The sequence below is a fragment of the Rugamonas brunnea genome (assembly GCF_014042345.1).
GTDB lineage: Bacteria > Pseudomonadota > Gammaproteobacteria > Burkholderiales > Burkholderiaceae_D > Rugamonas > Rugamonas brunnea.
In genome coordinates this window covers 36,514-62,063 of record NZ_JACEZT010000022.1, presented here as the reverse complement: position 1 = coordinate 62,063, position 25,550 = coordinate 36,514, and the positions used below count along the sequence as shown (strand labels likewise).

19 protein-coding genes are annotated in these 25,550 nt (G+C 67.1%); 3 read left to right on the top strand and 16 right to left on the bottom strand.

What is annotated here, in order from left to right:
* From H3H37_RS23365 to ndk, 4 genes are all read right to left on the bottom strand, one after another.
* On the bottom strand, nucleotides 1-729 hold a 729-nt coding region (locus H3H37_RS23365), incomplete at its 3' end, for a helix-turn-helix domain-containing protein (protein ID WP_182167028.1).
* 13 nt (nucleotides 730-742) lie between these two features.
* Entirely contained in the window at nucleotides 743-1,555 is an 813-nt protein-coding gene (gene pilW, locus H3H37_RS23360; RefSeq protein ID WP_182167026.1) for a type IV pilus biogenesis/stability protein PilW, read from the bottom strand.
* Nucleotides 1,555-2,727 carry a dual-specificity RNA methyltransferase RlmN gene (gene rlmN / locus H3H37_RS23355; RefSeq protein ID WP_182167024.1) on the bottom strand — a complete coding sequence of 391 codons (1,173 nt, stop codon included), beginning with the start codon at nucleotides 2,725-2,727 and terminating at the stop codon, nucleotides 1,555-1,557. Before rlmN ends, pilW begins: the two co-directional genes overlap by 1 nt.
* A gap of 97 nt (nucleotides 2,728-2,824) precedes the next feature.
* A complete protein-coding gene (ndk, locus tag H3H37_RS23350; RefSeq protein ID WP_182167022.1) occupies nucleotides 2,825-3,250 on the bottom strand; it encodes a nucleoside-diphosphate kinase in 426 nt (141 codons plus the stop codon).
* A 250-nt stretch (nucleotides 3,251-3,500) separates the two neighbouring features.
* Here ndk and H3H37_RS23345 point away from each other — a divergent pair, with 250 nt between their 5' ends.
* The gene (locus tag H3H37_RS23345; protein WP_182167020.1) at nucleotides 3,501-4,184 is read left to right on the top strand and encodes a Bax inhibitor-1/YccA family protein; all 684 of its coding nucleotides are present in this window, start codon (nucleotides 3,501-3,503) and stop codon (nucleotides 4,182-4,184) included.
* Nucleotides 4,185-4,298: 114 nt separating this feature from the next.
* On the opposite strand, the gene pbpC is transcribed toward H3H37_RS23345, so the two are convergent.
* From pbpC to H3H37_RS23300, 9 genes are all read right to left on the bottom strand, one after another.
* Nucleotides 4,299-6,422, bottom strand: coding sequence for a penicillin-binding protein 1C (gene pbpC, locus H3H37_RS23340; protein ID WP_182167018.1), 2,124 nt, complete (start codon nucleotides 6,420-6,422; stop codon nucleotides 4,299-4,301).
* Nucleotides 6,422-12,142 carry an alpha-2-macroglobulin family protein gene (locus tag H3H37_RS23335; protein WP_182167040.1) on the bottom strand — a complete coding sequence of 1,907 codons (5,721 nt, stop codon included), beginning with the start codon at nucleotides 12,140-12,142 and terminating at the stop codon, nucleotides 6,422-6,424. The genes pbpC and H3H37_RS23335 overlap by 1 nt, the downstream gene beginning before the upstream one ends.
* Before the next feature lie 245 nt (nucleotides 12,143-12,387).
* Complete coding sequence (gene rlmD / locus H3H37_RS23330) at nucleotides 12,388-13,728, bottom strand: 23S rRNA (uracil(1939)-C(5))-methyltransferase RlmD (protein ID WP_182167016.1); 1,341 nt, start codon at nucleotides 13,726-13,728, stop codon at nucleotides 12,388-12,390.
* A gap of 157 nt (nucleotides 13,729-13,885) precedes the next feature.
* Nucleotides 13,886-14,911, bottom strand: coding sequence for an RNA polymerase sigma factor RpoS (gene rpoS / locus H3H37_RS23325; protein WP_182167014.1), 1,026 nt, complete (start codon nucleotides 14,909-14,911; stop codon nucleotides 13,886-13,888).
* A 10-nt stretch (nucleotides 14,912-14,921) separates the two neighbouring features.
* On the bottom strand, nucleotides 14,922-15,845 hold the full coding sequence (locus H3H37_RS23320) for a peptidoglycan DD-metalloendopeptidase family protein (RefSeq protein WP_182167012.1): 924 nt from the start codon (nucleotides 15,843-15,845) through the stop codon (nucleotides 14,922-14,924).
* 76 nt (nucleotides 15,846-15,921) lie between these two features.
* Nucleotides 15,922-16,824, bottom strand: coding sequence for a protein-L-isoaspartate(D-aspartate) O-methyltransferase (locus tag H3H37_RS23315; protein WP_182167010.1), 903 nt, complete (start codon nucleotides 16,822-16,824; stop codon nucleotides 15,922-15,924).
* Complete coding sequence (gene surE / locus H3H37_RS23310) at nucleotides 16,821-17,558, bottom strand: 5'/3'-nucleotidase SurE (RefSeq protein ID WP_182167008.1); 738 nt, start codon at nucleotides 17,556-17,558, stop codon at nucleotides 16,821-16,823. Before surE ends, H3H37_RS23315 begins: the two co-directional genes overlap by 4 nt.
* 93 nt (nucleotides 17,559-17,651) lie before the next feature.
* Nucleotides 17,652-19,595, bottom strand: a complete 1,944-nt coding sequence (locus H3H37_RS23305) for a KGGVGR-motif variant AAA ATPase (protein WP_182167006.1) — start codon at nucleotides 19,593-19,595, stop codon at nucleotides 17,652-17,654.
* Nucleotides 19,596-19,604: 9 nt separating this feature from the next.
* Complete coding sequence (locus H3H37_RS23300) at nucleotides 19,605-20,210, bottom strand: toll/interleukin-1 receptor domain-containing protein (RefSeq protein ID WP_182167004.1); 606 nt, start codon at nucleotides 20,208-20,210, stop codon at nucleotides 19,605-19,607.
* 187 nt (nucleotides 20,211-20,397) lie between these two features.
* Here H3H37_RS23300 and H3H37_RS23295 point away from each other — a divergent pair, with 187 nt between their 5' ends.
* On the top strand, nucleotides 20,398-21,378 hold the full coding sequence (locus tag H3H37_RS23295; RefSeq protein ID WP_182167002.1) for an NADPH:quinone oxidoreductase family protein: 981 nt from the start codon (nucleotides 20,398-20,400) through the stop codon (nucleotides 21,376-21,378).
* 92 nt (nucleotides 21,379-21,470) lie between these two features.
* On the opposite strand, the gene yoaA is transcribed toward H3H37_RS23295, so the two are convergent.
* Both yoaA and H3H37_RS23285 read right to left on the bottom strand, forming a co-directional pair.
* A complete protein-coding gene (yoaA, locus tag H3H37_RS23290) occupies nucleotides 21,471-23,558 on the bottom strand; it encodes a DNA repair helicase YoaA (RefSeq protein WP_229218999.1) in 2,088 nt (695 codons plus the stop codon).
* Nucleotides 23,559-23,592: 34 nt separating this feature from the next.
* On the bottom strand, nucleotides 23,593-23,793 hold the full coding sequence (locus H3H37_RS23285; RefSeq protein WP_182155475.1) for a YdcH family protein: 201 nt from the start codon (nucleotides 23,791-23,793) through the stop codon (nucleotides 23,593-23,595).
* 197 nt (nucleotides 23,794-23,990) lie between these two features.
* Between H3H37_RS23285 and H3H37_RS23280 the strand changes: the two genes are divergently transcribed.
* Nucleotides 23,991-24,797 carry a PP2C family protein-serine/threonine phosphatase gene (locus H3H37_RS23280; RefSeq protein WP_182167000.1) on the top strand — a complete coding sequence of 269 codons (807 nt, stop codon included), beginning with the start codon at nucleotides 23,991-23,993 and terminating at the stop codon, nucleotides 24,795-24,797.
* A gap of 6 nt (nucleotides 24,798-24,803) precedes the next feature.
* Here the strand turns inward: H3H37_RS23280 and H3H37_RS23275 are convergent, their stop codons facing one another.
* The gene (locus H3H37_RS23275) at nucleotides 24,804-25,532 is read right to left on the bottom strand and encodes a hypothetical protein (RefSeq protein WP_182166998.1); all 729 of its coding nucleotides are present in this window, start codon (nucleotides 25,530-25,532) and stop codon (nucleotides 24,804-24,806) included.
* Nucleotides 25,533-25,550: the final 18 nt, after the last annotated feature.

Below are 25,550 nucleotides of genomic sequence, written 5' to 3'. Positions count from 1 at the left end.
CACGGTCGCAGCCGGTGCCGCGGCCGGCGCGGCGTTCGCGGCGGCCGGCGCACCAGGTGCAGCCCCAGCGCCGGGCGAACCGGCGGCCGGTGCACCACCTTGCGGCGGGACGGAAATCAGCGGCACCGACGGCGACTGCATGGGCGCCGTCTCCTGGCCCGGCTTGACCAGCGTGGTCTCGATCGGCGCGGTGGCCTCGGCGGCCTTGTCGGCCACGGCCGGCGCTGCAACGGTGGCGGTGGCGCTGGCGCCCTCCTTGCCCTGCCCCAGCATGCCCGGCGCGATCAGGCCGGCGTGATACGCATACGCGCCGGCGGCGGCCAGCACCACGGCCACGCCGGCGCCTATCATCCAGCCGGCCGGCTTGGACGAGCGCTCCGTCAGCGACGGGAAGCGCGACTCGGAGAACGTGGGCGAGCGCTCGCGGCGCGGCGGCGACGCTTCATGGCTGGTGGGCGAGACCACTTCGATCATGGCCACCAGCGGCGTGGCGTCGATCTTCAGCACTTTGGCGTAGGCGCGCACGAAACCGCGCACCACGGCCATGTTGGGCAGCGAGGCGTAATCGCCCTTCTCCAGCGCGATCACCTGGCGCGGCGCCAGTTTCAGCTGATCGGCGATCTGTTCGATCGTCCAGCCGGCCGCTTCGCGGGCGGCGGCCAGTTGTACTCCGGGCGTGGCCAGGTTGCTGCCCTGGTCTTTTGGCGGTTCAGCCCACTCTGAATTCATTGGTACCCCTGTTTCACTCATCAAACGCCCCACGTTGATACGCAGCATACTCGACCGAACCGGCGTGGTGGCGCCGCAATTGCGTCGCCCAGCCAGCTTCCGCGTCCTTGTCGCCGAGCTTATGCTGCACTTTAATCGCGAGCCACAGCACATCGGCCGTCATGCTCTCCATCTTTGCTAACTTGCCCAGCCGGGTTATGAAAAAACCGGCACGGGGATAATCGCCCCGCGCGTAGTAGACCTGCGCCAGGTTGGCGTTGGTCGCGGCCAGGTCGGGCGTAAGCTGCAAGGCACGCAGCAGGTATTTTTCCGCTGCCGCGTAATCCTTGATCTTCAGCGCGCAGGAACCGGCGTTGTTGAGCGCCTTGTCCGGCGACTGGTAGGCCGGGTTGGCCAGGGCTTGCTCGAAATGCTTGAGCGCCTCGGGCACGCGGCCGTGCTCGCACAGGAACGAGCCGTAATTGTTGGCCAACTCGGGATTGCGCGGCGCCAGCTTGAGCGCGTGCACGAAATTATCCTCGGCCAGCGCGGTCTCGCCCATGGCCATGTAGATCAGCGCGCGCATGCCGTAGGCATCGACGTACTGCGGGTCGGCCGCCAGCGCCAGCTTCACTTCATCGAGCGCCACGGCGTACTGGCCCTGCTCGTAGTAGCCCACGGCCAGCTGCATGCGGATGCTGGCGCGGCGCTGGGCCGAGGTCAGGTCCGAAGCCGTCTGCAGCTCCTCCTTGCCACTGTTGCCCGGACCGGCGGCACAGCCGGCCAGCATCGCTGCCAGCGCCAGGGCAGACAGCAACGGACGGCGGCGGCGGACCAGGGGTGTCATCAGGAACGGATCTCCACGATCTTGCCGAAATTGGCGCCGAACTTCTGCTGGTATTCGGCCATCTTTTCCATGCGCTCCTGGACCCGGGTGCGGTCCTGCACTTCGCCGGCCAGCTGGCCGCAGGCGGCGTCGATATCGTCGCCGCGCGTCTTGCGGATGGTGGTGACGATGCCGGCGTCCATCAGGATCTGGGCGAAGGCCTTGATGCGCGGGTTCTTCGAGCGGAACAGGCCCGATTCCGGGAAGGGGTTGAACGGAATCAGGTTGAACTTGCAGTTCACGCCGTGCTGGCGGTCCTGCACCAGGGCCACCAGCTCGCGCGCGTGCTCGTCGGAGTCGTTGAAACCGTCGAGCATGCAGTATTCAAAGGTGATGAAGTCGCGCGGCGCAAATTCCAGGTAGCGCTTGCAGGCGGCCAGCAGCTCCTTCAACGGGTATTTTTTATTCAGCGGTACCAGGCCATCGCGCAGCGCATCGTTCGACGCGTGCAGCGACACGGCCAGCGCCACCGGCACTTCCTGCGACAGCTTGTCCATCATCGGCACCACGCCGGAGGTCGACAAGGTGACCCGGCGGCGCGACAGGCCGTAGGCGTTATCGTCCAGCATCAGCTTGAGGGCCGTGACGGTCGGTTCGAAGTTCAGCAGCGGCTCGCCCATGCCCATCATCACCACGTTGGTGATCTGGCGTTCGCCCTTGGGGCCGGGCTCGATGCCCTTGGTGCGGCGCAGTTCGAATTCGGCCATCCACAGCTGGCCGATGATCTCGCCCACGGTCAGGTTGCGGTTGAAGCCCTGCTTGCCCGTGGAGCAGAAACGGCAGTTGACGGCGCAGCCGGCCTGGGTCGAGATGCACAGCGTGCCGCGGTTGTCTTCCGGGATGTACACGGTTTCCACGGCGTTGCCGTTGCCCACGTCCACCAGCCACTTGCGGGTGCCGTCGGACGAGGTGTGGTCGCTGATGACGGCCGGCGCGCGCACCTCGGCGCGCGTCTTGAGCTTGTCGCGCAGCGACTTGGCCAGGTCCGTCATCGAGTCGAAATCGGCGGCGCCGAACTGGTGGATCCAGCGCTGCAGTTGTTTGGCGCGGAACGGCTTCTCTCCCAACTCGGCGCAATAGGCGATGAGCTGCGCGGGATCCAGGTCCAGCAAGTTGGTGAGGGTCGTATCCATAATCTTGTTCAATGCATTTCCAATCAATCCGTCCCCGCCGGAGCGGGAACGGGGTACATCAGCGGCGGCGCCGGACGCGGCGCCAGCCAGACAACAATTAACGCGAGTAGACGTTCAGTGCTGGGAAGAAGTAAGCGATTTCGTTCGCAGCAGCTTCCACGCCGTCCGAGCCGTGCACGGCGTTGGCGTCGATCGAGTCAGCGAAGTCAGCGCGGATGGTGCCCTTTTCAGCTTTCTTCGGATCGGTGGCGCCCATCAGGTCGCGGTGGGCCAGCACGGCGTTTTCGCCTTCCAGCACCTGGATCATGACAGGACCGGAAACCATGAAGTCCACCAGGTCCTTGAAGAAGCCGCGCTCTTTGTGGGCAGCGTAGAAACCTTCGGCGTCGGCGCGCGACAGCAGGGTCATGCGGGCTGCGACGATCTTCAGGCCAGCGCCTTCGAAACGGCTGTAGATTTGGCCGATAACGTTTTTAGCGACTGCGTCTGGTTTGATGATCGACAGGGTGCGTTCGATTGCCATTTAAAAACTCCAATAAAAAGAAAGGTTTAAAACAAGTATTGATAACTCAATCAACCTTTGATTTTACCATAGAACACCCCACCTAACGGATATTGCAAGGCAAGACGGCGGCACGGGCCGGTTTAAGCCCGATTTAAGCTAGAATTAAGCAAGCGCCAAGGGCGATTCTGCGCGTTTTTGCCCTGGCATGCTATGCTTTTATCACGGCGCTCACTGTATACGCCATGAACACCAATGAATTGGAGGCACTATGAATCAAATGCAAAACATCTACGACTATGCCGGCGCCAGCCAGGCGGTCCGCCACAATGTGCTGCGCAACACCTATTGGCTGTTGGCGCTGTCGATGGTGCCGACCGTGCTGGGCGCCTTCATCGGCGTGGCCTTCCACGTGCCGATGCTGGGCGGCGGCCTGGGCGCGCTGCTGTTCCTGGGGATCGCATTCGGCTTCATCTGGGGCATCGAGCGCAACAAGGACAGCGGCCTGGGCGTGGCCCTGCTGCTCGGCTTCACCTTCTTCATGGGGCTGATGCTGACCCCGATCCTGTCGCGCACGCTGGGCTACAGCAATGGCGGCTTCCTGATCATGACCGCGTTCGGCGGCACGGCCAGCGTATTCGCCGTGATGGCCAGTGTGGCCACCGTGTCCAAGCGCGACTTCTCGGGCCTGGGCAAGTGGCTGTTCGCCGGCGTGATCGTCATGATCATCGCTTCGCTGGCCAACATCTTCCTGGGCCTGCCGGCGCTGGCCATCACGATCTCCGTGATCGCGATCGCCATCTTCTCGGCCTACATCCTGTATGACGTGCAGCAGATCGTGAACGGCGGCGAGACCAACTACATCCGCGCCACGCTGGCCATCTACCTGGACGTGTACAACATCTTCGTCAACCTGCTGTCGCTGCTGGGCATCTTCGGCGGCAACCGCGACTGAGCGTCGTACGCCCCATCCCGAAAGCCGGCCTCGCGCCGGCTTTTTTTAAACCGGGGTCAGGTCATGCCTTCGCGCATTTTGCGGGAGGGCATGACCTGACCCCGGTTTTCTTGGTTAGCGGACATGGAAGCGGGTTTCGGCGATGACGCGGGCGTCGGCGTCCACCAGCGCCAACTGGTGCGCACCCGCCACGGGACGCCACGCATAGTCGGCGCCGGCCTGGCCCAACACGGCGCCGTCCAGCCGCCATTGCAGGCCCTGCCCGGCTTGCGCCTGGAAGGTGACGCGCTGGCTGGCGTCGGGAATATCGGGGTCGATGGCGATGATGCTGGACTGGCCGGGATAGAGGATGCGCGGCGCGCGGCGCCCGTCGTCCACCAGCGCCACCACGGGGGTCTCCGTGCCGGCCAGGAACCATTCGGCGCGCGGCGCTTCCAGAGCCGGTTCGAAGGCCACCTGGCGCCGCAGCACGCCGGCCGGCGCCACCGGGGCGCGGCTCGGTTCATGCTGGTGCAGATAATCGATCACGTCCCGCCACACGGGCGCCGCGCCGCTCACGCCGGACACATCCCACATCGACTGCCCGTCGAAATTGCCGACCCAGACGCCCACCGTGTAGCGCTCCGTGTAACCGAGGCACCAGTTGTCACGCATGTCCTTGCTGGTGCCGGTCTTGACGGCGCTCCACACCGTCGTGGCCAGCTCGTTCTTCAATCCGAAGGTGACGCTGCGGGCGGCGCGGTCGGCCAGCACATCGCCGACGATGAAGGTGGCGCCGGCATCGAGCACGCGGCGGCGCGCCTGTGCCGGACGGGGCAGCAGCCCGACCGTTCCTTGCAGGCCGCCGCTGGCCAGCGTCCGGTAGGCATTGGTCAATTCCAGCAGGCTCACTTCGGCCGAACCAAGCGCCAGCGAGTAGCCGTAGTAGTCGGCGCCCTCCGTCAGGCTGTCGAGTCCCACCACGTGCAGGCGCTCATAGAATCGGTCCAGCCCCGTCATCAGCAGTGTGCGCACGGCGGGCACGTTCAGGGAACTGGCCAGGCTGGTGCGCGCGCTCACGTAACCCTTGAATTCCTTGTCGTAGTTCTGCGGGATGTACAGGCCGGACGGCGTGGAGATGTCGATCTGACTATCCTCCAGCAGCGAGGCGGCCGTGATCAGGCGCCGCTCCAGCGCCAGCTCATACAGGAAAGGCTTGAGCGTGGACCCGGCCTGCCGCAGCGCCGCCACGCCATCGACGTCGCTGCCGCCCGCGTTGCCGACGTAGGCCAGGATGTCGCCGCTGGCGTTGTCGAGCACGACGACGGCGCCATCATTGACGTTGCGCGTGCGGAGCGCCATCAGCTGCTGGCGCAGCGCGGCTTGGGCGTAGCGCTGCAGGTCGCCGTCGAGCGTGCTACGCACGGGGCCGGCCCCCTCCTTCAGCAACTGGCGCGCCACCTGCGGCGCCGGCGGCAGCGGCGAGGCCAGCAAAGGACGGCTCAACGCCAGCACCGTGCTTTGTTCGATGGCGGCGCAGCTGTCGGCCAGGCGCAGCTCGCGCGCCAGCGCACACGCGCGGCTGGCCACCTGCGGCGCCGGCGCCTCGGGCGCGCGCAGCAGGCTGGCCAGGATCACCGATTCCGTCTGATTGAGCCCGGACGGCGCCTTGCCGAACAGACCGCGCGCGGCCGCACCCACGCCTTGCAGCTCGCCCCGGAATGACACCAGGTTCAGGTACGCTTCCAGGATCTGCGGTTTACTCCATCCGGCTTCCAGCTGGCGGGCGGCCAGCATCTGGTCCCACTTCTGGCCCCAGCTGCGGCCAGCCGCGCCGCCCCGTATGGCCGGATCGAGCTGCGCGGCCAGTTGCATGGTGACAGTGGACGCGCCGCGCGCGCGCTTGCGCCACAGGTTGTCCCAGGCCGCCTTGCCGATCGCCTTCAGGTCCACGCCGTCGTGCTGGTAAAAGCGCTGGTCCTCGGCCTGCAACACAGCGCCCGGCAGGCTGGGCGAGATGTCATCCAGCGCCGTCCACGGCAGGCGCCGCACCCGCAAATTGACCCGCAGCGATTGCACGGGCTGGCCGTGGCGGTCCAGCAGTTGCGCGTCCGAAGGCATGTAAGCGGCCCGCACCTGCTCCGGCGTGGGGATGGCGGCTGCGCCAGCCGGCGCGGCCTTTGCCGGCGCGCCGCCCATCGCCAATTCCGCCGCCAGCGCCGCCGCCAGCACCGTGGCCGCGCTCCCGCCTCTGCCCATCACTGCACCCCCACCGCCGCATTGGGCGACTGGCCGAACATCTCGGGGCTGTACATGGCTTCCACACGCGTGGGCGGCAGCACGAACTGGCCGGCGTTATTCAGCCGCACCGTGTATTCGACGCTCCACTTCCCTTTCGGGACGAAGGCGTAGTAGGCACGGAAGGCATCGAAGCTGCGCTCCTCGAACGCGGGCCAGGTCCAGCCGGCACGCTGCTCGCCACCACTCAATATCTTCGAATCGCGGCCCAGCCCAGTGCCCAGCACACTGGCGCCGGCTGGAATCGGATCATCCACCACCACCCAGGTCATGTCCGACTGCGCCTCCAGGTCAAGGTGCACGCGGTACACATCCCCCCGTGACCAGACGCCGGGCGCCTTGCGCTCGATGGGCGTGACCGTGCGGCTGATGGTGTAGCCACTCGATTGCGGCTTGTGCAAGGGCATGGCGGCCAGGCTTTGCACCGTCACCCACGGTTTGCCCTTGCCCGCATGTTCCAGTTGCAGTTCCCCTTCCCCGCGCGGCCAGGGCAGCAAGGCGCTGCCGCCGGCCACGTTCTTGTCGAACGCGATACTCTTGGTCGATTCCGCCAGCGAGGCGCTGCTGATACCTGTCACTGGCGTCGCTTCGAACTTACGGGTGAATTTGTCGAACGCCAGCACACCCCAGGTATTGGCCACCGTGGTGCGCCAGCGGCCCTGCACCTGCCGCCCCAGCGCGCCGCGCGCCAGCCGGCCCATGTCCGCCTGCCAGGCCGGGTTGTCCATCACAGCCAGCAGCAGGCGGTTGGCGTTGACGTCGGGTGAAGCCATCAGCCACCACCAGTCGTCGCTGCGCTCGGTGGAAAAGCCCATTGTCGTGCCCTGCAGGTTCAGGCGCGTGCGCAGCACCTGCTGCGCGTGGGCCATCCGTTCCGTATGGTGCGGCAAACCGGCGCTGCGCTGCAGGATCAGATACCAGTCGATCACGGCGGAGGTGGGCCACAGGTCGGGCGCCAGCGTGAACGATTCCAGCTCGCGCGCCGCCACCGGACGGCTGCGCGACAGCGCTTCCAGCGCGGCCAGCTTGCGCACCGCCAGGTCAGCCGTGTGCAAGGCGGAACCGCGGATCACCTTGCCTTGCACGAAGCCCAGCAAGCCCTCCTCCATACGCGCCTTGAGTTCCGGCGGGATCTCGTAGCCCGCCTCGTCGGCCGCCGACAGCACGTAGGCCGTCAGGCTGTCGCTCCCCTCCGGCATCACCGGGAAATATTTGAGCAAGCCATCCGCATCCATGTGGGCCGGCAGCGTGCCCACCAGCGCTTGCCAGCGGGCCTTGTCCTGCAACACGATGGCGCGCGAAGCCTGCTGCTCCAGGCACGTGTAGGGATAGCTGCGCATGTATTCACGCACACCGGGCAGCTCGTTGCCCAGCCGCGCGCTGAACGTGGCCTGTACGCCGCCACGGCCCGGAATGGCGCCGGCCGGCAGCCGTACCGTCATGTTGTTGGTCTTCTCCAGTTGCAGCAGCGTGGCCTGCACCGTGCGCACCGGTACGGCCGGTACCACCTTCTGCCGCACGCGCAGGCGGTCGGCCGATCCGGCGACGGCGCCGTCGCTGCCGTGGATGGCTGCGCTCACGTCCCACTGCAATTCCTCCGCTCCCGCCGGCGCCTGATACTCCCAGCCGATCTCGCGCGCCTGCCCGGCCGCCAGCGCCAGCTTCTGCGGCGGCAGCGCCTTGCCGCCGACGCTGGCGCCCAGGTCCACCTGCACCTCGCCATCGGTCGTATTGCGCAGCGTGAAACCGGCGCGGAACTTGTCCCCCTCGCGCACCAGCGCCGGCAGGCCGGACAACAGGATCAAGTCCTGCGTGCTGCGCACCTCCGTGCGGCCGGTGCCGAACAGGTCGGCGTTCGCACTGGCCACGGCGACGATGCGGAACGCCGTCAGCGAATCATTGAGCGGCACCTGCACGGTGGCCTCGCCGTTCGCATCCAGCGTCACGCGCGCCTTCCAGAACAGCAGCGTGTCGAACAGTTCGCGGCCCGCGCCCTTGCCGCCGCCACCGCCGGCCGGCACGGCCTTGCGGCCGAAGTGGCGCTTGCCCACCACCTGCATCTGCGCCGTCGCCGTCTGCACCTGCAGGCTGCGCTGGCCCATCATCGCCTCCAGCAGATCCCAGCTGGCGTTGGGCATCAGTTCCAGCAGGCCTACATCGACGGCCGCCAGCGCCACCTCGGCGCCGGCCGGCGCGGGCGTGCCGTCCGGCCGCGTGACCTTGACGGCCACCGTGGCCTTCTCGCGGATCTTGTACACCGGCTTGTCGGCATGGACCTGCACTTTCAATTCATTAGCCGACCAGCCCACCCGCAGCGGCGCGATGCCCAGCTTGTAGGCCGGCTTGCCCAAGTCCACCAGCGCCGTCGGCTGCACGCCCGCCACGCGCCCGCGCACCACCAGCGCCGACACGTAGACGTTCGGCGCGTACTGCGGCTTGACCGGAATCGTGAACACGGGCGCGCTGCCGGACAGCTGGCGCACGTAGGTGTCGATCACGCCTTCGCGCTCCACCGTCACCAGCGCAGTGGCGCTGCGGAACGGCATGCGCAACTGGAAGCTGGCCGTGTCGCCCGGTTCGTAGCGCTTCTTCTCGGGCAGCAGGTCGATGCGGTCGTTGTCGGTGGCCTTGAACCACCAGTCGTCGCCGTCGGCCACCCAGGTTTCGCGGTTGGTCACGGCTTCGTGGCCGGCGCTGTCCCTGGTGCGGGCGTGCAGGATCAGGTTGCCCGCCGCGGGGGCCTTCACTTCGCAGATGAGCAAGCCCTTGTTGTCGGTCTTGCCTTCGCAGGCGGCGCCCAGCGCCTTCACTTCGCTGCTGTTCTCGTAGGCGTAGAAGCCGCCGATCAGGCGCCGCCGGTGCGAGTAATTCTCGCGCTGGAAGTAATCCACGTTGACGGGCGCACCGGCCACTGGCTTGCCCTGCAGGTCCAGCACCACCACCTGGAATTTGAGCGCGGCGCGACTCATCACCCAGCCATCGGGCTGGATGCCGATCACGTAGGCCGACGGCCAGAGGGCGATGCCAGTCGACGCCGTCAGCGTTTCGCCGTTCGCGTCCTGGTAGGACATCTCGGCCACCAGCTGGCGCGGCACGGCCGATGGCGTGAGCCCGTCCAGCGCCACGCGCGCGCCGCCGGCGCGGTCCAGGGTCAGCTCACGCGTGCGCGCGGCGCTGGGCGCGGACTGGCCGCCGCTGTCGTCGTAGCCACCTTCATCCTCATCGAACACCGGTGTGTCATCTTCCTTGCCAACGCGGACATCGCCGGCGCTGAAGGTGAAATCGTCGTAGTCGTCGAAGTGCACGCTCTTGGGTTCGACCATGGTGCGCAGCTTGACGGCGGCGCCACCTGCTCCGCCGCCGGACAGGTAGCTGAGCTGCACATCGAGGTCCACGCTGGACGCCTGCACGGCCGGCGTCTTTGGCCCCTGCAGGATGGCTTTCATGGTCGGCACGCGGAACTGTTCGACACGGAAGCGTCCCGCGCTCTGCCCGCCCAGCATGATCTCGTACCAGCCCTGCTTGGCGTCGGCCGGAATCACCCAGTCGTTGGCGGCCGTGCCGTTGTCGCGCCAGCGCAGCGGCAGTTCGTATTTCTGCTCGCTGCCCTCGTGGATGACGAACATCTTCTCCGGCAGCGCGGCCCGGTCCTGCGCGCCCAGGCGGCGCGCGCGCCAGTCGCGGCTGCTGGTGCGCGGCTCGTCGCTGGCCCGCACGTAGCGCAAGCCCTGCTCTACGTGGCGGCGCAGGAAGTGCTTCATGTGCACCGTCTCGCCGGCCCGCAGCAGGGTGCGGTCGAACACCGTGGCGGCGATGATGTTGTCGGCCTTGAATTCGTCGGTGGGCACATTGAAGCGCCAGGTCTCGATGCCACGGTTCCAGTCCGACAGCGTGAACGTCATGTCGGCGCCGCTGCGGGCGCTGACGAAATAGCCCTCTTTGCCATGGCACGCCAGCAGCGGCAGTTCCTGCGCGATGGCGGCCACGCCCTGGGCGTTGGTGGCCCCCTGCCACAGCAGCTTGCCGGCGCAATCGCGCACCGCCACTTGCGCGCGGGCCACGGGCTGGCCCTTATCGAGCGACGTCACCCACACCAGCGACGAACTGGCGCCATGCTTGAAGTGCGCCACCAGGTTGGTCACCAGCGCGGCGGCGCTGACGTAGGCGGTCGAGGGCTTGGCGTTGAGCGCCGCGCCCAGTTTCGGGCTGGCCAGTTCGACCACGTAAAACCCCGGCTTGCGCAGCGGGATGCCGACCACTTCGAAGGCCCGCTTGCCGCCCGGCTTCGGCAGCGTGAAATGGTCCACCGGGGCGTCCTTGCCGCCATCGAGCAGGGCGTGCGCCATGCCGCTCGCGTAGAGCTCAGCGGGCTCCCAATCGCCGTTGCCATATGACAGACGGGTGAGCCACTCCATTACTTGCTGGTCCTGCTGGTCGGCCACGCGCAGCATGGCACCCTTGACGGCGGCGCCATCGACGCGCGCCAGATTCCCCGCCAGCGCCGGCTCCACATTGCGCACCGTGACCGGCAGCATGCGGTCGCCGCGCGCCTCGATGATGCCGAAACGGGCCGGGAACTTGACCAGCGGCGGCTGCGCATCCATGCGCACGGCCAGAGGGAAGCGGGCCTGGTTCAGCAGGGTGCGCCCCGCGTCGTCCTTCAACGCGGGCGGCAGCGACAGCATCAACTTGCTCTGCTCGGGGAACGGGCCGGCGATGGTGACGCTGCCCACGAATTCGGCCTTCTGCTCGGCCTTGTCGACGGTGGCGGCGTAGCTTTTCCCACCCGGCCCGGTGAGGCGCACGGCCAGCGCATCGGCCATGCGCACGGGCGCGGAAAAGTCCAGCCGCACCGGCAAGAACGGGATGCAGCCGCCATTGGGCTGCAGGCGCTCGCAACTGAAGCGGGCCGTGAAGTCGGGCCGCGTCTTGTAGCTCAGGGTCTGGTCCTGGGTATTGGCGATGCCGCTGTCGGCCGCGATGCCCGCGCCCCACACCAGCGCCACGCCGGCGTCGGCCGGCAGGCGGCGCTTGCATTGCAGGACCACGATGGGCATTTGTTCCAGCCGCTTGCTGCGCACGCCCGTGGTGGCGCGCCACATCACGCCGCGTGCGCGGAAGTACAGCGACAGGTAGCGTTCCGTGAAGTCCTTGCGCTGGGCCAGGATCTGATCGCGCTCGGCGCCGGCCAGCACGCGCACGGGAATGCGCTCGTTGATGCCGTCGGCGCGGCACCACGCGTGTTCGGCCACCGTGTCCTCGCGCGGCAGCGCGTCCAGGCCCAGCACGAACACCTGCTGCTCGTCGACCACCATGCTGCCCTCGCGCGGCATGGCCTGCACGATGGCGGGGCCGCCCGTGTTGAAGCTGTATGGCGCGGCATCGGCCAGCGGCTGGCCGGCCAGGTTCTTCAGGCCGGGCTTAAGGGTGAAGCGGCACGCCACGCCGCCGGGCAGGTCGCGCACGAAATCGTAGCTCCAGTTGGCGCCGTCAATCCAGCGCCCGGCGCCCGCTTCCGGACAATCGATGGTGAACGGGTCGGCCAGGGCCAGATCGCCGAAGGCCACCATCTGCGTATTGAAGCGCACCTGCACCTGGCGCACGGCCTTGGCCGCGCCGCTGGGCGAGAACGACAGCACGCCCGGCGCGGGCAGGCACCAGGCCGGGGCCGCGCAGCACATCAGAATCGGGACGAGGATATGACGCAGGAGGATATGACGCAAGACAGGCATGCCGGCTCCGGTAAGTGTCGCACCACCGGGGCAGTCGGTGCACAAGCACTGCGGCCTGGCGCATGCTTCAGGAATTGGGGGATGGAGCCAGTGTTACAAAGCCGCCTGCGGCTGTCAATAAAATTATAAAAAAGCCATCACAAAAGCGACGCGCCCCAGCTTGTGGGGCGCGTTGTTCAAGCCAGAGCAGCGGTTCAGGCCAGATCGAACACGGCCATCGATTCCACGTGCGAGGTGTGGGGGAACATGTTGACCACGCCGGCCTTGCTCAGCCTGTAGCCGGCCACGTTGACCAGCACGTTGGCGTCGCGCGCCAGCGTGGACGGGCTGCACGAGACGTAGACGATGCGCTTGGGCATCAGCTCGGGCTGCTGCTCGCGCAGCGCGCCCAGCGCCAGGCTGACGGCCATGGCGCCGTCGCGCGGCGGGTCGATCAGCATGCGGTCGAACTTGCCCAGCGCGATCAGGTCTTCCACCGTCACCTCGAACAGATTGCGGGTCGAGAACGAGGTCTTGGCCGACAGACCATTGGCCTTGGCGTTGTCGAGCGCGCGTTCCGTCAGGGCCGTGCTGCCTTCGATACCCACCACTTCGCGGCCCTGGGTGGCCAACGGCAGCGTGAAGTTGCCCAGGCCGCAGAACAGGTCGGCCACGCGGTCTTCCGGCTGCACATCCAGCAGGCCCAACGCCTTGTGCACCAGCACGCGGTTGATGTGGTGGTTGACCTGGGTGAAGTCGACCGGCTTGAACGGCATGCGCACGCCGAACTCGGGCAGCAGGTAGTGCAGCTGCGGCTCCAGCGGATAGTACGGCGCGGCCGTGTCCGGGCCCTTGGTCTGCAGCCAGAACTGGATCTGGTACTGGTCGGCGAACGCTTTCAGCTTGGTTTCGTCGTCGGCCGTCAGCGGGCCCATGATGCGCAGCACCAGCGCCGTCACGTCCTCGCCCACGGCCACTTCCACCTGCGGGATCTGGTTGTACAGCGACAGCGAACCGATCAGCGCGCGCAGCGGCAGCAGCATGTCCGACACGTGCGGCGGCAGGATCTGGCAGCTGCTGATGTCGGCCACGTAGATGGATTTCTTTTCGTGGAAGCCGACCAGCACCGTGCCCTTCTTGACCACGTGGCGCACCGACAGGCGGGCGCGGTAGCGGTAGCCCCAGGTGGGGCCATACATGGGACGCATCACCGTCTCGGCCTTGACCTTGCCGATGTGCCACAGGTTATCCTCCAGCACACGCTGCTTGATGGCGACCTGGGCCGACGGCTCCAGGTGCTGCATCGAGCAGCCGCCGCAGTAGTCGAAGTGCACGCACTTGGGCTTGACGCGCAGCGACGATTCGCGGTGCAGCGCGGTCATGCGGGCCGCTTCCCAGTTCTTCTTTTTCTTGAACGTCTCGAAGCTGACGCGTTCACCGGGCAGCGCGCCCTCCACAAACACCACCTTGCCCGGCGAGCCGTCTTCATTGTCGATGTGGCCGATACCGCGCGCATCCATGTCGAGCGATTTGATGTCGATGATATTTTCTTGCATAACGTTTAATCAATGAAGGAGGGACAGGCCGGCCGGCGCGACGCCAGGGCGGGCCGTATGATAGCAGAAAGCGGGACGGGAGCCTTGTGATTGGGGGGCAATAAACCGGGGTCAAGCCCCCTTTGGGGTCAGACCCCAACCCCTGTCCCGGGTGGGGTTACAGCAGCGAGTCGCGCACCACGCCGCGGGCGGCCATGGCCCGCTTCAGCTTGACCAGCGCTTCCTGCTGGATCTGGCGCACGCGCTCGCGCGTGACGCCCATTTCCTCGGCCAGCGTTTCGAGCGTGGCCGGATCGTCGTTGTCCAGGCCGAAACGGCGCATGATGACGATGCGCTGCTTGTCGGGCAGCTTGGTGAGCCAGTCGCGCACCAGCACCGTCATCTCGTGGTGTTCGGCGCGGGCGTCGGGGCTGTCCTCGCTGTCGCCGGGCAGCATGTCCATCAGCGAGGACTGGGGATCGTTGTCGAGCGGCGCGTCGAGCGAGGTGGCGTGCTCGGACAGGGCCAAGATGTCCTGCACCTCCTCCACGGGACGGCCCACCAGCTCCGCGATGTCCTCGGCGGTGGCGTCCTTGCCGTTGTGGTGGCGCGCTTCGAGGTGGTATTTGCCGCGCAGGATCTGGTTCAGCTCGCGCACCATGTGCACCGGCAGGCGCACCGTGCGGGCCTGGTTCATGATGGCGCGCTCGATGCTCTGGCGTATCCACCAGGTCGCGTAGGTCGAGAAGCGGAAACCGCGCTCGGGCTCGAACTTGTCGATGGCCCGCATCAGGCCGATGTTGCCTTCCTCGATCATGTCGAGCAGCACCACGCCGCGGTTGATGTAGTGCTTGGCGATCGACACCACGAGACGCAGGTTGTGCTCGATCATGGTCTGGCGGGCGCTGAAATCGCCCTGCTTGGCCAGGGTGGCGTAATGCACTTCCTGCGGCGCCGTCAGCAGCGGCCGGGTGCCGATCTGGTTCAGGTAGTGCTGGGTGGTGTCGGTCGACAGCTCGGCCGCCAGCACCTTCTTCAGTTCGTCGACACTTTCCAGCACCGCGCCCACTTCCACGGCCGCCTCGCCCTCGCCCGGGCCATCGGCATGGTCGATGGTGTCGATGACGAGCTCGTCGCCCGGTTCATCCGGAAATTCATCCGGCGCCGAGTCGTCGTCCAGCGGGTCGTGCGGCGTGTGTGTCATAAACGGTACGCTAACGGTTAGGCAGGAATTTCGACGGATCGACCGGCTTGCCCTGCTGGCGGATTTCAAAGTGCAGCTTGACGGAGTCGGCATCCGAATCGCCCATCTCCGCGATGGCCTGTCCCTTGTTCACCGTCTGGCCTTCCTTCACCAGGATGCTGCGGTTGTGGGCATAGGCCGACAGCAAGCTGTTACTGTGCTTCACAATGACGAGATTACCATAACCACGGATGCCGCTACCGGCGTACATGACTTTTCCCGCGCCGGCCGCCACGACTTGCTGTCCGGCACGTCCGGCGATGTCCACGCCCTTGTTCTTGCCCTCGTCGAAACTGGCCACCACCTTGCCGTCGGCCGGCCACATCCAGCTCAGCTTTTCCTCGTCGGCGCCCAGCGGCGGCAAGGCCGGCGCGGCCGGCGGCGGCAGCGAGGCCGGCTTGACCAGCGCCACTTCGGTGCGCTCCGGCGTCACGCCGTCCGCCTTCTGCAGCTCGGCCAGGGTGGCGTCCGTGTACGGCCGTTTCTCTCCCTTGGGCCCCGTCTTGCGCGGCACCGGGGCGGCCGGCGGCGCCTTGGTATCGGAGGGCGGCATCACCACGGCGGCCGTCTGCACGGCGGCGCTGTCGGGCGGCTGCACGCGCAGCACCTGGTCGACCTTGATGTCGTCCGGGTTGGCCAGGTTGTTCCAAGTCGCGATGTCGCGGTAGCTCTGGCCGTGCTCGAGCGCGATGCGGATCAGCGTGTCGCCCTTCTTGACCGTGTACAGGCCGCGCTCGTCGCGCTCCTTCTGCGCTTCCTCGCTGGGGGTGACAGGCTTGGGCTGGGGCGCGGTGGGCGTGCGCTCCACCACCGGCGCCTGGTTGGGGGTGGTGGTACAGGCGCTCAACAGGGCGAGCGTCAGGGTCGCAATCAGCAGGGAACTTTTATTCGTCATTCTCATCTTAATCTTTGTATTCGGGCCTCGCGGTACGACGGTATCCGGTGGGTGGCTTGGCGCCTGCCAGGACCGGTTATACCGTGCCCGGGCGCAGTGGCACAAAATGGCAATCTTCCAGCGTGGTGCTGACCCACTCGGCCTTGGCCGTGCGCGTGATCAGTTCCAGGTGCTGGGCGCGGGCGCCCACGGGCGCCACCAGCCGGCCGCCGATGGCCAGCTGTTCCAACAATGCGCGCGGCACTTCCAGTCCCGCCGCGGCCAGAATGATACCGTCAAATGGCGCCGCTTGCGGCAGGCCTAGCATACCATCTCCATAATGCAAACGCAGGTTCGGCACGCGCAGCGGCCGTAAATTGGCTTTGGCCAGCTCATGCAGCGGCTTGATGCGCTCGATCGACCAGACCTCGCGCGCCACGCAGGCGAGCACCGCGGCCTGGTAGCCGCAGCCGGTGCCGATCTCCAATACGCGCTTGAGTTCGCCCCCGTTGCGCATCACCTCGATCATGCGCGCCACGATGTAGGGCTGGGAAATGGTCTGGTGGTGGCCGATCGGCAGCGAAGCGTCGATGTAGGCCTGGGCCGCCAGCCCCTCCTCCATGAACAGGTGGCGCGGCACGGTATCGAGCGCGGCCAGCACCACGCCGTCCTGCACGCCCTGCTTGGCCACCCGCTCCACCATGGCCCGCCGCACGGCGTCGGACACCAGCGGATTCTGGCGCGGCGCGGGGGCGGCGGCCTGCACGGCCCGCTCCAGCGCCTCGCGGTGCGATTTCGATGGCGAGGCGACGGCGCGCCCTCCCTGGTACAGCGGCTGGCCCGCTGCGCCGCCCCGGCTGGCATGCTGGGCCGCGTTTTGGGCGGCATTCTGGGTCGCCGTCTGCGGCGTGGCCACCGGTCCCCGCACGACCGGCTTCTTGCCGCCCGCATCGACCACCGAGGACAGCGGCAAGGGGAATGTGCGGGGTTTGTCGTTCATGCCAGGCCCGATGCCAGCAGGTCGAGCTGGCTCTTGTGGGTCAGGTCGATCTGGAGCGGCGTCATCGACGTCCAGCCTTGGGCGCAGGCATGGAAATCCGTGCCCGGGCCGGCATCGCGGGTGGCGCCCGGCGGGCCGATCCAGAAAATTTCCTTGCCGCGCGGATCGTGCGCCCTGATCACCGGCTCGGCCTGGTGCCGCCGTCCGAGCCGCGTGGCCACCACCTTGGTCAGGGCGTCATACGGCTGGTTCGGGATGTTGACGTTGAGCAGGTAGGGACTGGGCAGCGTGGCGCCGTAGCGCACGATGATGTCGCGCGCATGGCGGGCCGCGTCCTCCACGTGCTCCCAGCCGAAGGAACCCTGGGAAAACGCGATCGAAGGGATGCCGAACAGATAGCCTTCCGTGGCGGCCGCCACCGTGCCGGAATACAGCGTGTCGTCGCCCATGTTGGGGCCGTTGTTGATGCCGGACACGACCAGGTCGGGCCGGTAGTCGAGCATGCCCGTCAGCGCCACGTGCACGCAATCGGTCGGCGTGCCGTTGACAAAATAGAAACCATTGCTCGCGCGCTGGACGGACAGCGGCCGGTCCAGCGACAGCGAATTGGAGGCGCCGGAGCGATTGCTGTCGGGCGCCACCACCACGATATCGGCGATGGGCGCCAGCGCCTCGGCCAGGGCATTGATGCCGGGCGCCAGGTAGCCGTCGTCATTACTGATCAGGATTCTCATACGACGATTTTACCTGAAGCAATGGCCGTGCTGCGCATGGCCGGGCACCGGCGCGCAGATAAATTTCACGGCGCAGGGCCGGCGCAAGCTGCGCTAGCGTGGCGTGCCGCGCGGTTCGGCCAGCAAGCCATCGAGCGTGAGCAGGATATCCTGCCGGTACGGGTCGGGCGCCGGCTGGCGCGCGCTCAGCAAGGTCGCATCGAGGCCGCCCAGCGCCAGCACCGGATCGGCGCCGCCATCGTCGGGCGCGCCGGCTTCCTGGTACAGGGCCGGCATGGCCGGCTCGCCCAGGCGCCGCTGGATCTCGGCCAGGCGGGCCCGCGCCAGGCGGGTATCGGCATGCTCAGGCCCCTGCCGGCGCAGACGGGCCCGCAGCACCCGTTCTGCCAGACAACGGGCGGTATCGAGTTCGTCCAGCTGGACCAGGGTCGCGGCCAAGGCCGCCTTGGCGCGCAGCGTATCGTCGTGCTCGGCGCCCAGCAAGCGCATGCGCGCGGCCAGCACCTGCTCCTGCACGTCGCGCGCCAGCCCGTGGTCGCCGCGCTGGCACAGCATGTCGGCGCGCGCCGCCTGGCTGTCCAGCGCCAGCGGATGATGCGGCCCCAGCAGGCGCTGGTAACTGCCCAGCACCGCTTCCTGCAAGGCCAGCGCGTCGGCGCCCTGCCCTTGCAGCGCCAGCGTGGCCGCCAGTTGCGACTGGGCGGCCAGCGTGGCCGGATGGTCGCGCCCATGCGCGGCGGCGCAGGCGTCCACTATGCACTCCTGCAGGAAACGGGCATCGTCGAGCTGGCCCTGCTGGCGCAGCAGCACGGCCAGGCTGGCCTTGCTGGCCAGCGTGTCCGCATGGTCCTCGCCCAGCATGCGCTGGCGCAAGGCCAGGCTTTCGTTGAAGCAGGACAAGGCCTGGGCCAGCCGTCCCTCGCAGCGGTACAACTCGCCCAGCCGGCGCAACTGGCTGGCCAGCGGCAAGGCCTGGCCACGCCCGCCCGGCTCCATGTCGCGCCGGACGGCGGCGATGGCGGCCAGCAGAGTGATCTCGCCCTTCGACTGCCAGGGGAAATAATCGCCGTCCAGCCAGTCGAGCAGGGTGGCGAAGGTGCGCGTCAGCGAAAAGCGGTCGCCGCCCTGCTCCAGCCGCACGGCCAATTGCTCGCCGTAAGCGAAGCCGCGAGCCTGCTGCAACTGCACTTCGTCGAAATAACTGTCCAGGCTCAGGTCGGACAGGCCGTAGCAATCACCGAGCAGGCGTTCGAACACGGGCTGGTAACCGGCGATGCCCAGTGGCGCGTCGCCACGCCGCCATTGCGCGCGCTGGGCACTGTCGGCCATCTCGACGCGCGCCGGCAGCGGATAGATCAGCAGCGGCCGCTGCTCGTCCTCGTGGCTGCGGCGGTAGGCGGCCGCGTGCGTCAGCACGGTCTGCAGGCCTTCCAGGTTTTGCCGGTCCGGCGTGAACACCACCACCAGCTTGCGCGGCAGCAGCGTGGTGCAGATGCCGGCGCTGTCGGCGCGGCCCGTGCGCGCATCGACCAGCACGTGGCGGAAATGGCGGGTCAGCATGTCGGCGAAGCAGCGGAACAGGGCCGGACAGCGGTCGAACAGGGCATCCCAGCGCAGCGCCGCCAGCCGTTCCGCGTAATCGTCGTCAAAGCGCCCGGCCCGCATCAGGTACAACGGACTGGACTGGTCGACCCGGCACACATACTGCTCCCAGCCCACGGCCTGCAACACGTCGTGCGCCAGGGCCACCTCGTCCATGCCGGGCATGGCGCGCCGCTGCAACTGGTCGCGGCAAGCCTCGAACAGTTCCAGCACGCCCGGCCCCGGCTCCAGGCAGGGAAAATAATGGTGCAAGCTGGGCGCCTCCAGGTCCCAGTCCACCATCAACACCGGCGTGCTGGCGTGGCGCTGCCCGGCCAGCAGCACGGCCAGGTTGGACAAGGCCAGCGTGCGCCCGGTGCCGCCCTTGTAGGAATAGAAGGTCACGACTTCGCCGGGCGCCGTCAATGGCGGCAGGGAAAGGGAGGAGAGTTCCATGACGTACCTTTAGCGTGGAAAGTGGGGAGGCGGAATGGCGCGCCACTCCGGTGGAATGTCGGGCAGCACAAAACGGCCGCAATCATGCTCGGGCGGCATGCAGCGTTTCAGGTAGTGGTAATGGGCGGCGATACGCTGGACGATTCTTTCTATGTCGGGCAGGAAGTCCGGGTTGGTCTTGAGGTCGGTGCTGGCCAGCGTGTAGCGCGAGAAATCGACGTACATGCCCGGCTCCGTGATCTGCGGCGGCAGGTTCAGCGGGTGGCGCGTCATGATCACGGGGATGGTCAGGTGGCTGGGCAGCGGATACCACAGCCGGCGCTCGGCCTCGATCAACTGCATGGCGGCGAACTCGCGCCGGGTGTACGCATGCGCCTCGTACTTGGGCGTGTAGATGACGATCATGCACACGCTCTCGCACATGGCGCGCGCGATTCGCTGGTCCAGGTCGTCGCCGCCGCCCAGTTGCTCGCTATCGACGAACAGCTCCTTTTCCGTGTCGAAATGGGGTTCCAGATAGCACTTGAGCGCCTCGACCAGGTCGTTCTTGAATTTGCTCATGTACGCATGCCGGCCATGCGCGTAGCTAAAGAAACAGCCGTAGCGGATCGTCATCACATCCCCTCCGTTTCTTCTCCCAGGCGACAGCACGCAAACCTACTCTAGCGCCGCCCCCGCCCCGCACTTTGCGCGCGCGCAAACACGCACGGACGTGCACGGCAGCCATGGATTTCAGGCATAATAAAAAATCTAACGGTCGTACTATTTTCGATTTCCACCCACCAACGAGGAACACACAAGAATGAAAGCCATCGTTTGCAAGGCATGGGGACTGCCCGACACCCTCACCCTGGAGGAATTACCGGAGTTGCAGCCGGGTCCCGGCCAGGTGGTGCTCGACGTGCAGGCGGCCGGGGTCAACTTCCCCGACGTGCTCATCATCCAGGGCAAGTACCAGGTCAAGCCGGCGCTGCCGTTCACGCCCGGCAGCGAAGTGGCTGGCGTGGTGCGCGCCGTGGCCGCCGACGTGCAGGGCTACAAGGTGGGCGACCGCGTGATCGCCTTCACCGGCCAGGGCGGCTTCGCCCAGCAACTGGCAGTGCCGGTGCAGGCGTTGATGCCCATGCCACCCGGCATGGACTTCGACACGGCGGCCGCCATCACCCTCACCTACGGCACCTCGCACCACGCGGTGGTGGACCGGGCCGGCCTCAAGGCGGGCGAAACCATGCTGGTGCTGGGCGCGGCCGGCGGCGTGGGACTGGCCGCCATCGAGATCGGCAAGGCGCTGGGCGCGCGCGTGATCGCGGCCGCCTCGACCGACGCCAAGCTGGAAGTGTGCAAGGCGCATGGCGCGGACGTGCTGATCAACTACAGCAACGACGACTGGCGCGACGCCGTCAAGGCCGCCACGGACGGCAAGGGGCCGGACGTGATCTATGACCCGGTGGGCGGCGTGTACGCGGAACCGGCGTTCCGTTCCATCGCCTGGCGCGGGCGCTACCTGGTAGTCGGTTTCGCCAATGGCGAGATCCCGCGCCTGCCGCTGAACCTGGCGCTGTTGAAAGGCGCGTCGCTGGTGGGCGTGTTCTGGGGTGAGTTCGTCAAGCGCGAGCCGAAGGCCAACCTGGCGGCCATGGCACAGTTGCTGGGCTGGCTCAAGGAAGGCAAGATCCAGCCCCACATCTCGGCCCGCTACCCGCTGGCCGACACGGCCTCGGCCCTGAACGACATGGCCGCGCGGCTGGTGACGGGCAAGGTGGTGATCCTGCCGCAGGCGTAAGCGAACAGCGCCCAGGGTCAAAACCGGGGTCAGGTCATACCATTAAGCAATCTGCGCACAGCTTGCTTAATGGTATGACCTGACCCCGGTTGTTATTTGTCGCGGAAGAAGGCCACCACGTCGTCCTGCTCGCGGGTGCGCTTGAACGAGGGCAGGCTTTGCCAGATGCGCCGGCCGTAGGGCTTGGAGATCACGCGCGGGTCGCACAGCATCAGCACGCCGCGGTCGCCCTCGTCGCGGATCAGGCGGCCGGCGCCCTGCTTGAGGTTGATGATCGCTTCCGGCAGCGTGTGATGCATGAAGCCGTTCATGCCTTGCTTTTCCATCACTTCGATGCGGGCCGCCAACACGGGATCGTCGGGCGGCGCGAACGGCAGCTTGTCGATGATCACCAGCGACAGCGCGTCACCGCGCACGTCCACCCCTTCCCAGAAACTCTGGCTGCCGATCAGCACGCCATTGCCGGCCTTGCGGAACTGGTCCAGCAATTCCGTGCGGCCCTTGTCGCCCTGCACGAACAGGGGGAACGGCAAGTTGCGCTTAGCGAACTCGTCACGCAGGCGCTCGGCGGCGCGCTTGACGGCGCGCAGCGTGGTGCACAGCAGGAAGGTCTTGCCGCCGGCCGCTTCGATCACGGGCAGGGCCTTGTCGAGCACGGCGTCCGTGTAGCCGATGGAATTGGGGTCGGGCAAGCCCTGCGGCACGTACAGGATGCCTTGCTGCTCGTAATTGAACGGGCTGGGCCAGGACATCGACAACTCGCCCGTCAGCCCCATCTGGTTGGCGAAATGGCTGAAGTCATTCTTCACGGCCAGCGTGGCCGAGGTGAAGATCCAACTGCGCGGCACGCCTTCGCGCTGGCCGTTGAAGATGGGCGCGATCGACAGCGGCGTCTTGTGCAGCTGCAGCGACATGGTGTAGGCCTCGACCCAGAACACGGCTTCCTCGCCCTTCTCCACCTTGGCCTTGGGATCGTACTTCCACGCGGCCAGTTGCTGGGCCAGCTCGATGCCGCGCACGCGGCACTGTTCCAGCGTCTCGGCGCGGATGGCCTGGGTTTCCAGCACGGCGTTCAGGCCGTCGAGCTCGTCCTTGAGGGTTTGCAGGGCCGGGAAGAAGTCGCTCGATGGCGCGATCTGGGGTAGCGACAGGCGCACGATGTCCTGCGGGAAGGTCAGGCGCAGGTCGCGCGCGGCCTTCTCCACCACCGTCACCACCTTGCCCCACTCGGCGCCGTCGCGCGCGTGGGCCAGGCCCTCGGCCAGCACGTCGCGGCACAGTTCCAGCACTTGCGAGGTGGAGAAGGTGTCGCCGAAGAACAGCGTGGCCGTGTCGGGCAGCTGGTGGGCCTCGTCGAAGATGATGGTGTTGGCCGACGGCAGCAGCTCGGCCACGCCGGTGTCCTTCAGGGCCACGTCGGCGAAGAACAGGTGGTGGTTGACCACCACCACGTCGGCCTGCTGGGCTTCCTTGCGCGCCTTCATCACGAAGCAGTCCTGGTAGTACTGGCACTCGGCGCCCATGCAGTTCTCACGGGTGGACGTGACCAGGTTCCAGATCAGCGCATTCTCGGGCACGCGGGCCAGCTCGGCCTTGTCGCCGGAACTGGTCATCTTCAGGAAGCGCGAGATTTCACGCAGGTGGCCGACGTCATCGCGCGAGGTCATGCGACCATTCTGCAACGTGCGCTCCAGGTGGTAATGGCACACGTAGTTGGAGCGCCCCTTGAGCAGCGCCACCGACACCGGCGCCTGCAGCGCGGTGCGCACGGTGGGGATGTCGCGCAGGAACAGTTGATCCTGCAAGTTCTTGGTACCGGTGGAAACGATGGTCTTGCCGCCCCACAGCAGGGCCGGCACCAGGTAGGCGAAGGTCTTGCCCGTGCCCGTGCCCGCCTCGGCGATCAGGGTCTGCTGCTCTGCGATCGCCTGCGCCACGGCCTTGGCCATCTCCGTCTGCGAGCGGCGCGGACGGTAGCTGCCCACGGCCGGCCCCAGCGGGCCGCCGGCGCCGAACAGGCGCTCGATCTCGGCGTCATGCCGGCCCGGCACATGGGGCACGGCGGGGGTGGTGGAAGATGCGGCGGCAGAGGCTGCGGAAGGCGTGGCGGCGGCCGGCGGCGCGCCGGATTCGGCTGGATCAGCCGGCTCAGCTGCGGGCGGTAACTGGGGTTCGGTCAAAATAAGCTTCGTGGTGGCGTGCGGGCGCCTGGCGTCAGGCCGGCACGTCCGGCACTAATTGCATCTTTAGCAATGTGATATAGTCTTTCAACTGCAGCTTGCGCTTTTTCAGGCGACGCAGTTGCAACTGGTCGTGGTGGCCATCGCGCGTCAGCATTTCGATCACCGCGTCGAGGTCGCGGTGTTCCACGTCAAGTTCGATCAGGCGTCGCTGTATTTCTTGTGCATCAGTCATGGTGAGGTTTTCTGTTACAAATTGTTCCGTGCGTTCCGGGCAGATACGCATACAATCCAAATAGTTTCGCTTAGCCAACAACCATGCTTGCCACAAAACTGCGTAACGGTGCATAGTTTAATCTACCCCAGCCCAGCCGCCAACAGAATTGATGTGACGGACGCCACGGCTAACCCAGCCGGGATACAGTGTGAGATATGAGCGCGTACAAAATCGAAGCCGGCACGGCCCAACACATTGGCAACCGTGCCCAGCAAAATGACCGGGTGGCCCTGTACACGGCCGCCCAGGCGCCCGGCTACGTGCTCGCGGTGCTGGCCGACGGCGTGAGCGGCGGCGCCATCGCCTCCGAGCAGGTGCTGTTGACCAGCAAGCACCTGTTCGACGAATTCCGCGTCGGCGACACCCCCAACCTGCAACGGCTGGAAGAGCTGCTGCGCGCCATCGCGCACGAGGCGCACGAGGTCATCAAGATGAACCCCATCGCCGCCAGCAGCGAGCCGCAAAGCACGCTGGTGTTGCTGGTGCTCACACCGCAGCGCCAGGCCGTGTGGGCTTGCGTGGGCGATTCGCGCCTGTACCGCTTCGCCGGCCAGGCCTGCGCCGCCCGCAGCAACGACGCCGCCTATGTCGACTATCTGGTCACCAACGACAAGCTGCCACTGGAGGCGGCCAAGAAACACCGCAGCTCCAAGCTGCTCAGCAACGTGCTGGGCAACAGCCTCAAGCCGCCCTTCGTCACCGTGGGCCGGCATGAGCACCTGCAGGCCGGCGACGCCTTCCTGCTGTGCTCGGACGGCCTGTGGCAATACTTCACCGACCTCGAACTGGCCGCCGCGCTGGCACGCAACACGCCGCGCCAGGCGTCGGAAATGCTGATCAACAAGGCCATCGAACGGGCCGCCGGCAAGGGTGACAACTGCTCGATGGCCATCATCAAGCTGGTCGCGCCGCCCAAGGAAAAACCCAGCTACACCGTGCAGCGGCTGAAGCGGGCCGTCTGACGCCGGTTACTGTTTGAGCGCCGAGGCGGCTGCGGCCCTCGCGGCTTCGGCCTTCTTGCGCTCGGCTTCCTCGCGCGCCGCGCGCTTGGCGCCTGCCTCCTGCTTTTTCTTGGCGATGGCCGCCTTGCGCTCGGCCGATTCCTGCTGCTTGCGCTCATAGGCGGCCACGTTGGCGGCGCGCCGGGCGGCGCCGGCGGCTTCCTCGGCCTGCCGACGCTGCTCGCGCGCGTCATGCTCGGCCTGGCGTTCGGCCAGCGTGGGGCCGGCCTTGGGCGCGGCCACTGGCTTGTCGTCGGCCGCCGCCGGGGTCTTGACCACGCGCGGCTGGGCAGCCCGCGCGGCCTGGTCTTCGGCATCCTTGCGGGCCCGCTCGGCCAGGTCGGCGTCGCGCTTGTCGACCGAATCCTGGCGCTTGAAATGACTGGCTTCCACTTCCACCGCGCGCAAGTCGGCCAAGGCCGCGCGCCGTTTTTCGCGCGCCTGGTCCAGGCAGCGGTTGACGAAGAACTTGCCGTAGCAGACTTGCTCGTCCTGCGCATAGCGCGCATGCACGGCGGCGCGGTCGCGCGCCACCTGGGCCAGCGTGGCGTCGGCCTGCTCGACCGAATGGGTGGCCGGCACGCGCGGCGCACCTTGCGGCGCCTGGCCTATGGTCTGGGCCCGGGCTGGCGCCAGTAAGGCCGCGCCCAACAGGGGCAGCAGCAACGCCAGCTTCAGGGAAGTGGTGGGTGTCATGTTCAGTTTCAGTTCCGT

Bases quoted from the DNA above. Each gene is read 5' to 3' on its own strand.
- pilW (WP_182167026.1), bottom strand. From the start codon at position 1,555: ATGACACCCCTGGTCCGCCGCCGCCGTCCGTTGCTGTCTGCCCTGGCG.
- rlmN (WP_182167024.1), bottom strand. From the start codon at position 2,727: ATGGATACGACCCTCACCAACTTGCTGGACCTGGATCCCGCGCAGCTC.
- ndk (WP_182167022.1), bottom strand. From the start codon at position 3,250: ATGGCAATCGAACGCACCCTGTCGATCATCAAACCAGACGCAGTCGCT.
- H3H37_RS23345 (WP_182167020.1), top strand. From the start codon at position 3,501: ATGAATCAAATGCAAAACATCTACGACTATGCCGGCGCCAGCCAGGCG.
- pbpC (WP_182167018.1), bottom strand. From the start codon at position 6,422: ATGGGCAGAGGCGGGAGCGCGGCCACGGTGCTGGCGGCGGCGCTGGCG.
- H3H37_RS23335 (WP_182167040.1), bottom strand. From the start codon at position 12,142: ATGTGCTGCGCGGCCCCGGCCTGGTGCCTGCCCGCGCCGGGCGTGCTG.
- rlmD (WP_182167016.1), bottom strand. From the start codon at position 13,728: ATGCAAGAAAATATCATCGACATCAAATCGCTCGACATGGATGCGCGC.
- rpoS (WP_182167014.1), bottom strand. From the start codon at position 14,911: ATGACACACACGCCGCACGACCCGCTGGACGACGACTCGGCGCCGGAT.
- H3H37_RS23320 (WP_182167012.1), bottom strand. From the start codon at position 15,845: ATGACGAATAAAAGTTCCCTGCTGATTGCGACCCTGACGCTCGCCCTG.
- H3H37_RS23315 (WP_182167010.1), bottom strand. From the start codon at position 16,824: ATGAACGACAAACCCCGCACATTCCCCTTGCCGCTGTCCTCGGTGGTC.
- surE (WP_182167008.1), bottom strand. From the start codon at position 17,558: ATGAGAATCCTGATCAGTAATGACGACGGCTACCTGGCGCCCGGCATC.
- H3H37_RS23305 (WP_182167006.1), bottom strand. From the start codon at position 19,595: ATGGAACTCTCCTCCCTTTCCCTGCCGCCATTGACGGCGCCCGGCGAA.
- H3H37_RS23300 (WP_182167004.1), bottom strand. From the start codon at position 20,210: ATGACGATCCGCTACGGCTGTTTCTTTAGCTACGCGCATGGCCGGCAT.
- H3H37_RS23295 (WP_182167002.1), top strand. From the start codon at position 20,398: ATGAAAGCCATCGTTTGCAAGGCATGGGGACTGCCCGACACCCTCACC.
- H3H37_RS23285 (WP_182155475.1), bottom strand. From the start codon at position 23,793: ATGACTGATGCACAAGAAATACAGCGACGCCTGATCGAACTTGACGTG.
- H3H37_RS23280 (WP_182167000.1), top strand. From the start codon at position 23,991: ATGAGCGCGTACAAAATCGAAGCCGGCACGGCCCAACACATTGGCAAC.
- H3H37_RS23275 (WP_182166998.1), bottom strand. From the start codon at position 25,532: ATGACACCCACCACTTCCCTGAAGCTGGCGTTGCTGCTGCCCCTGTTG.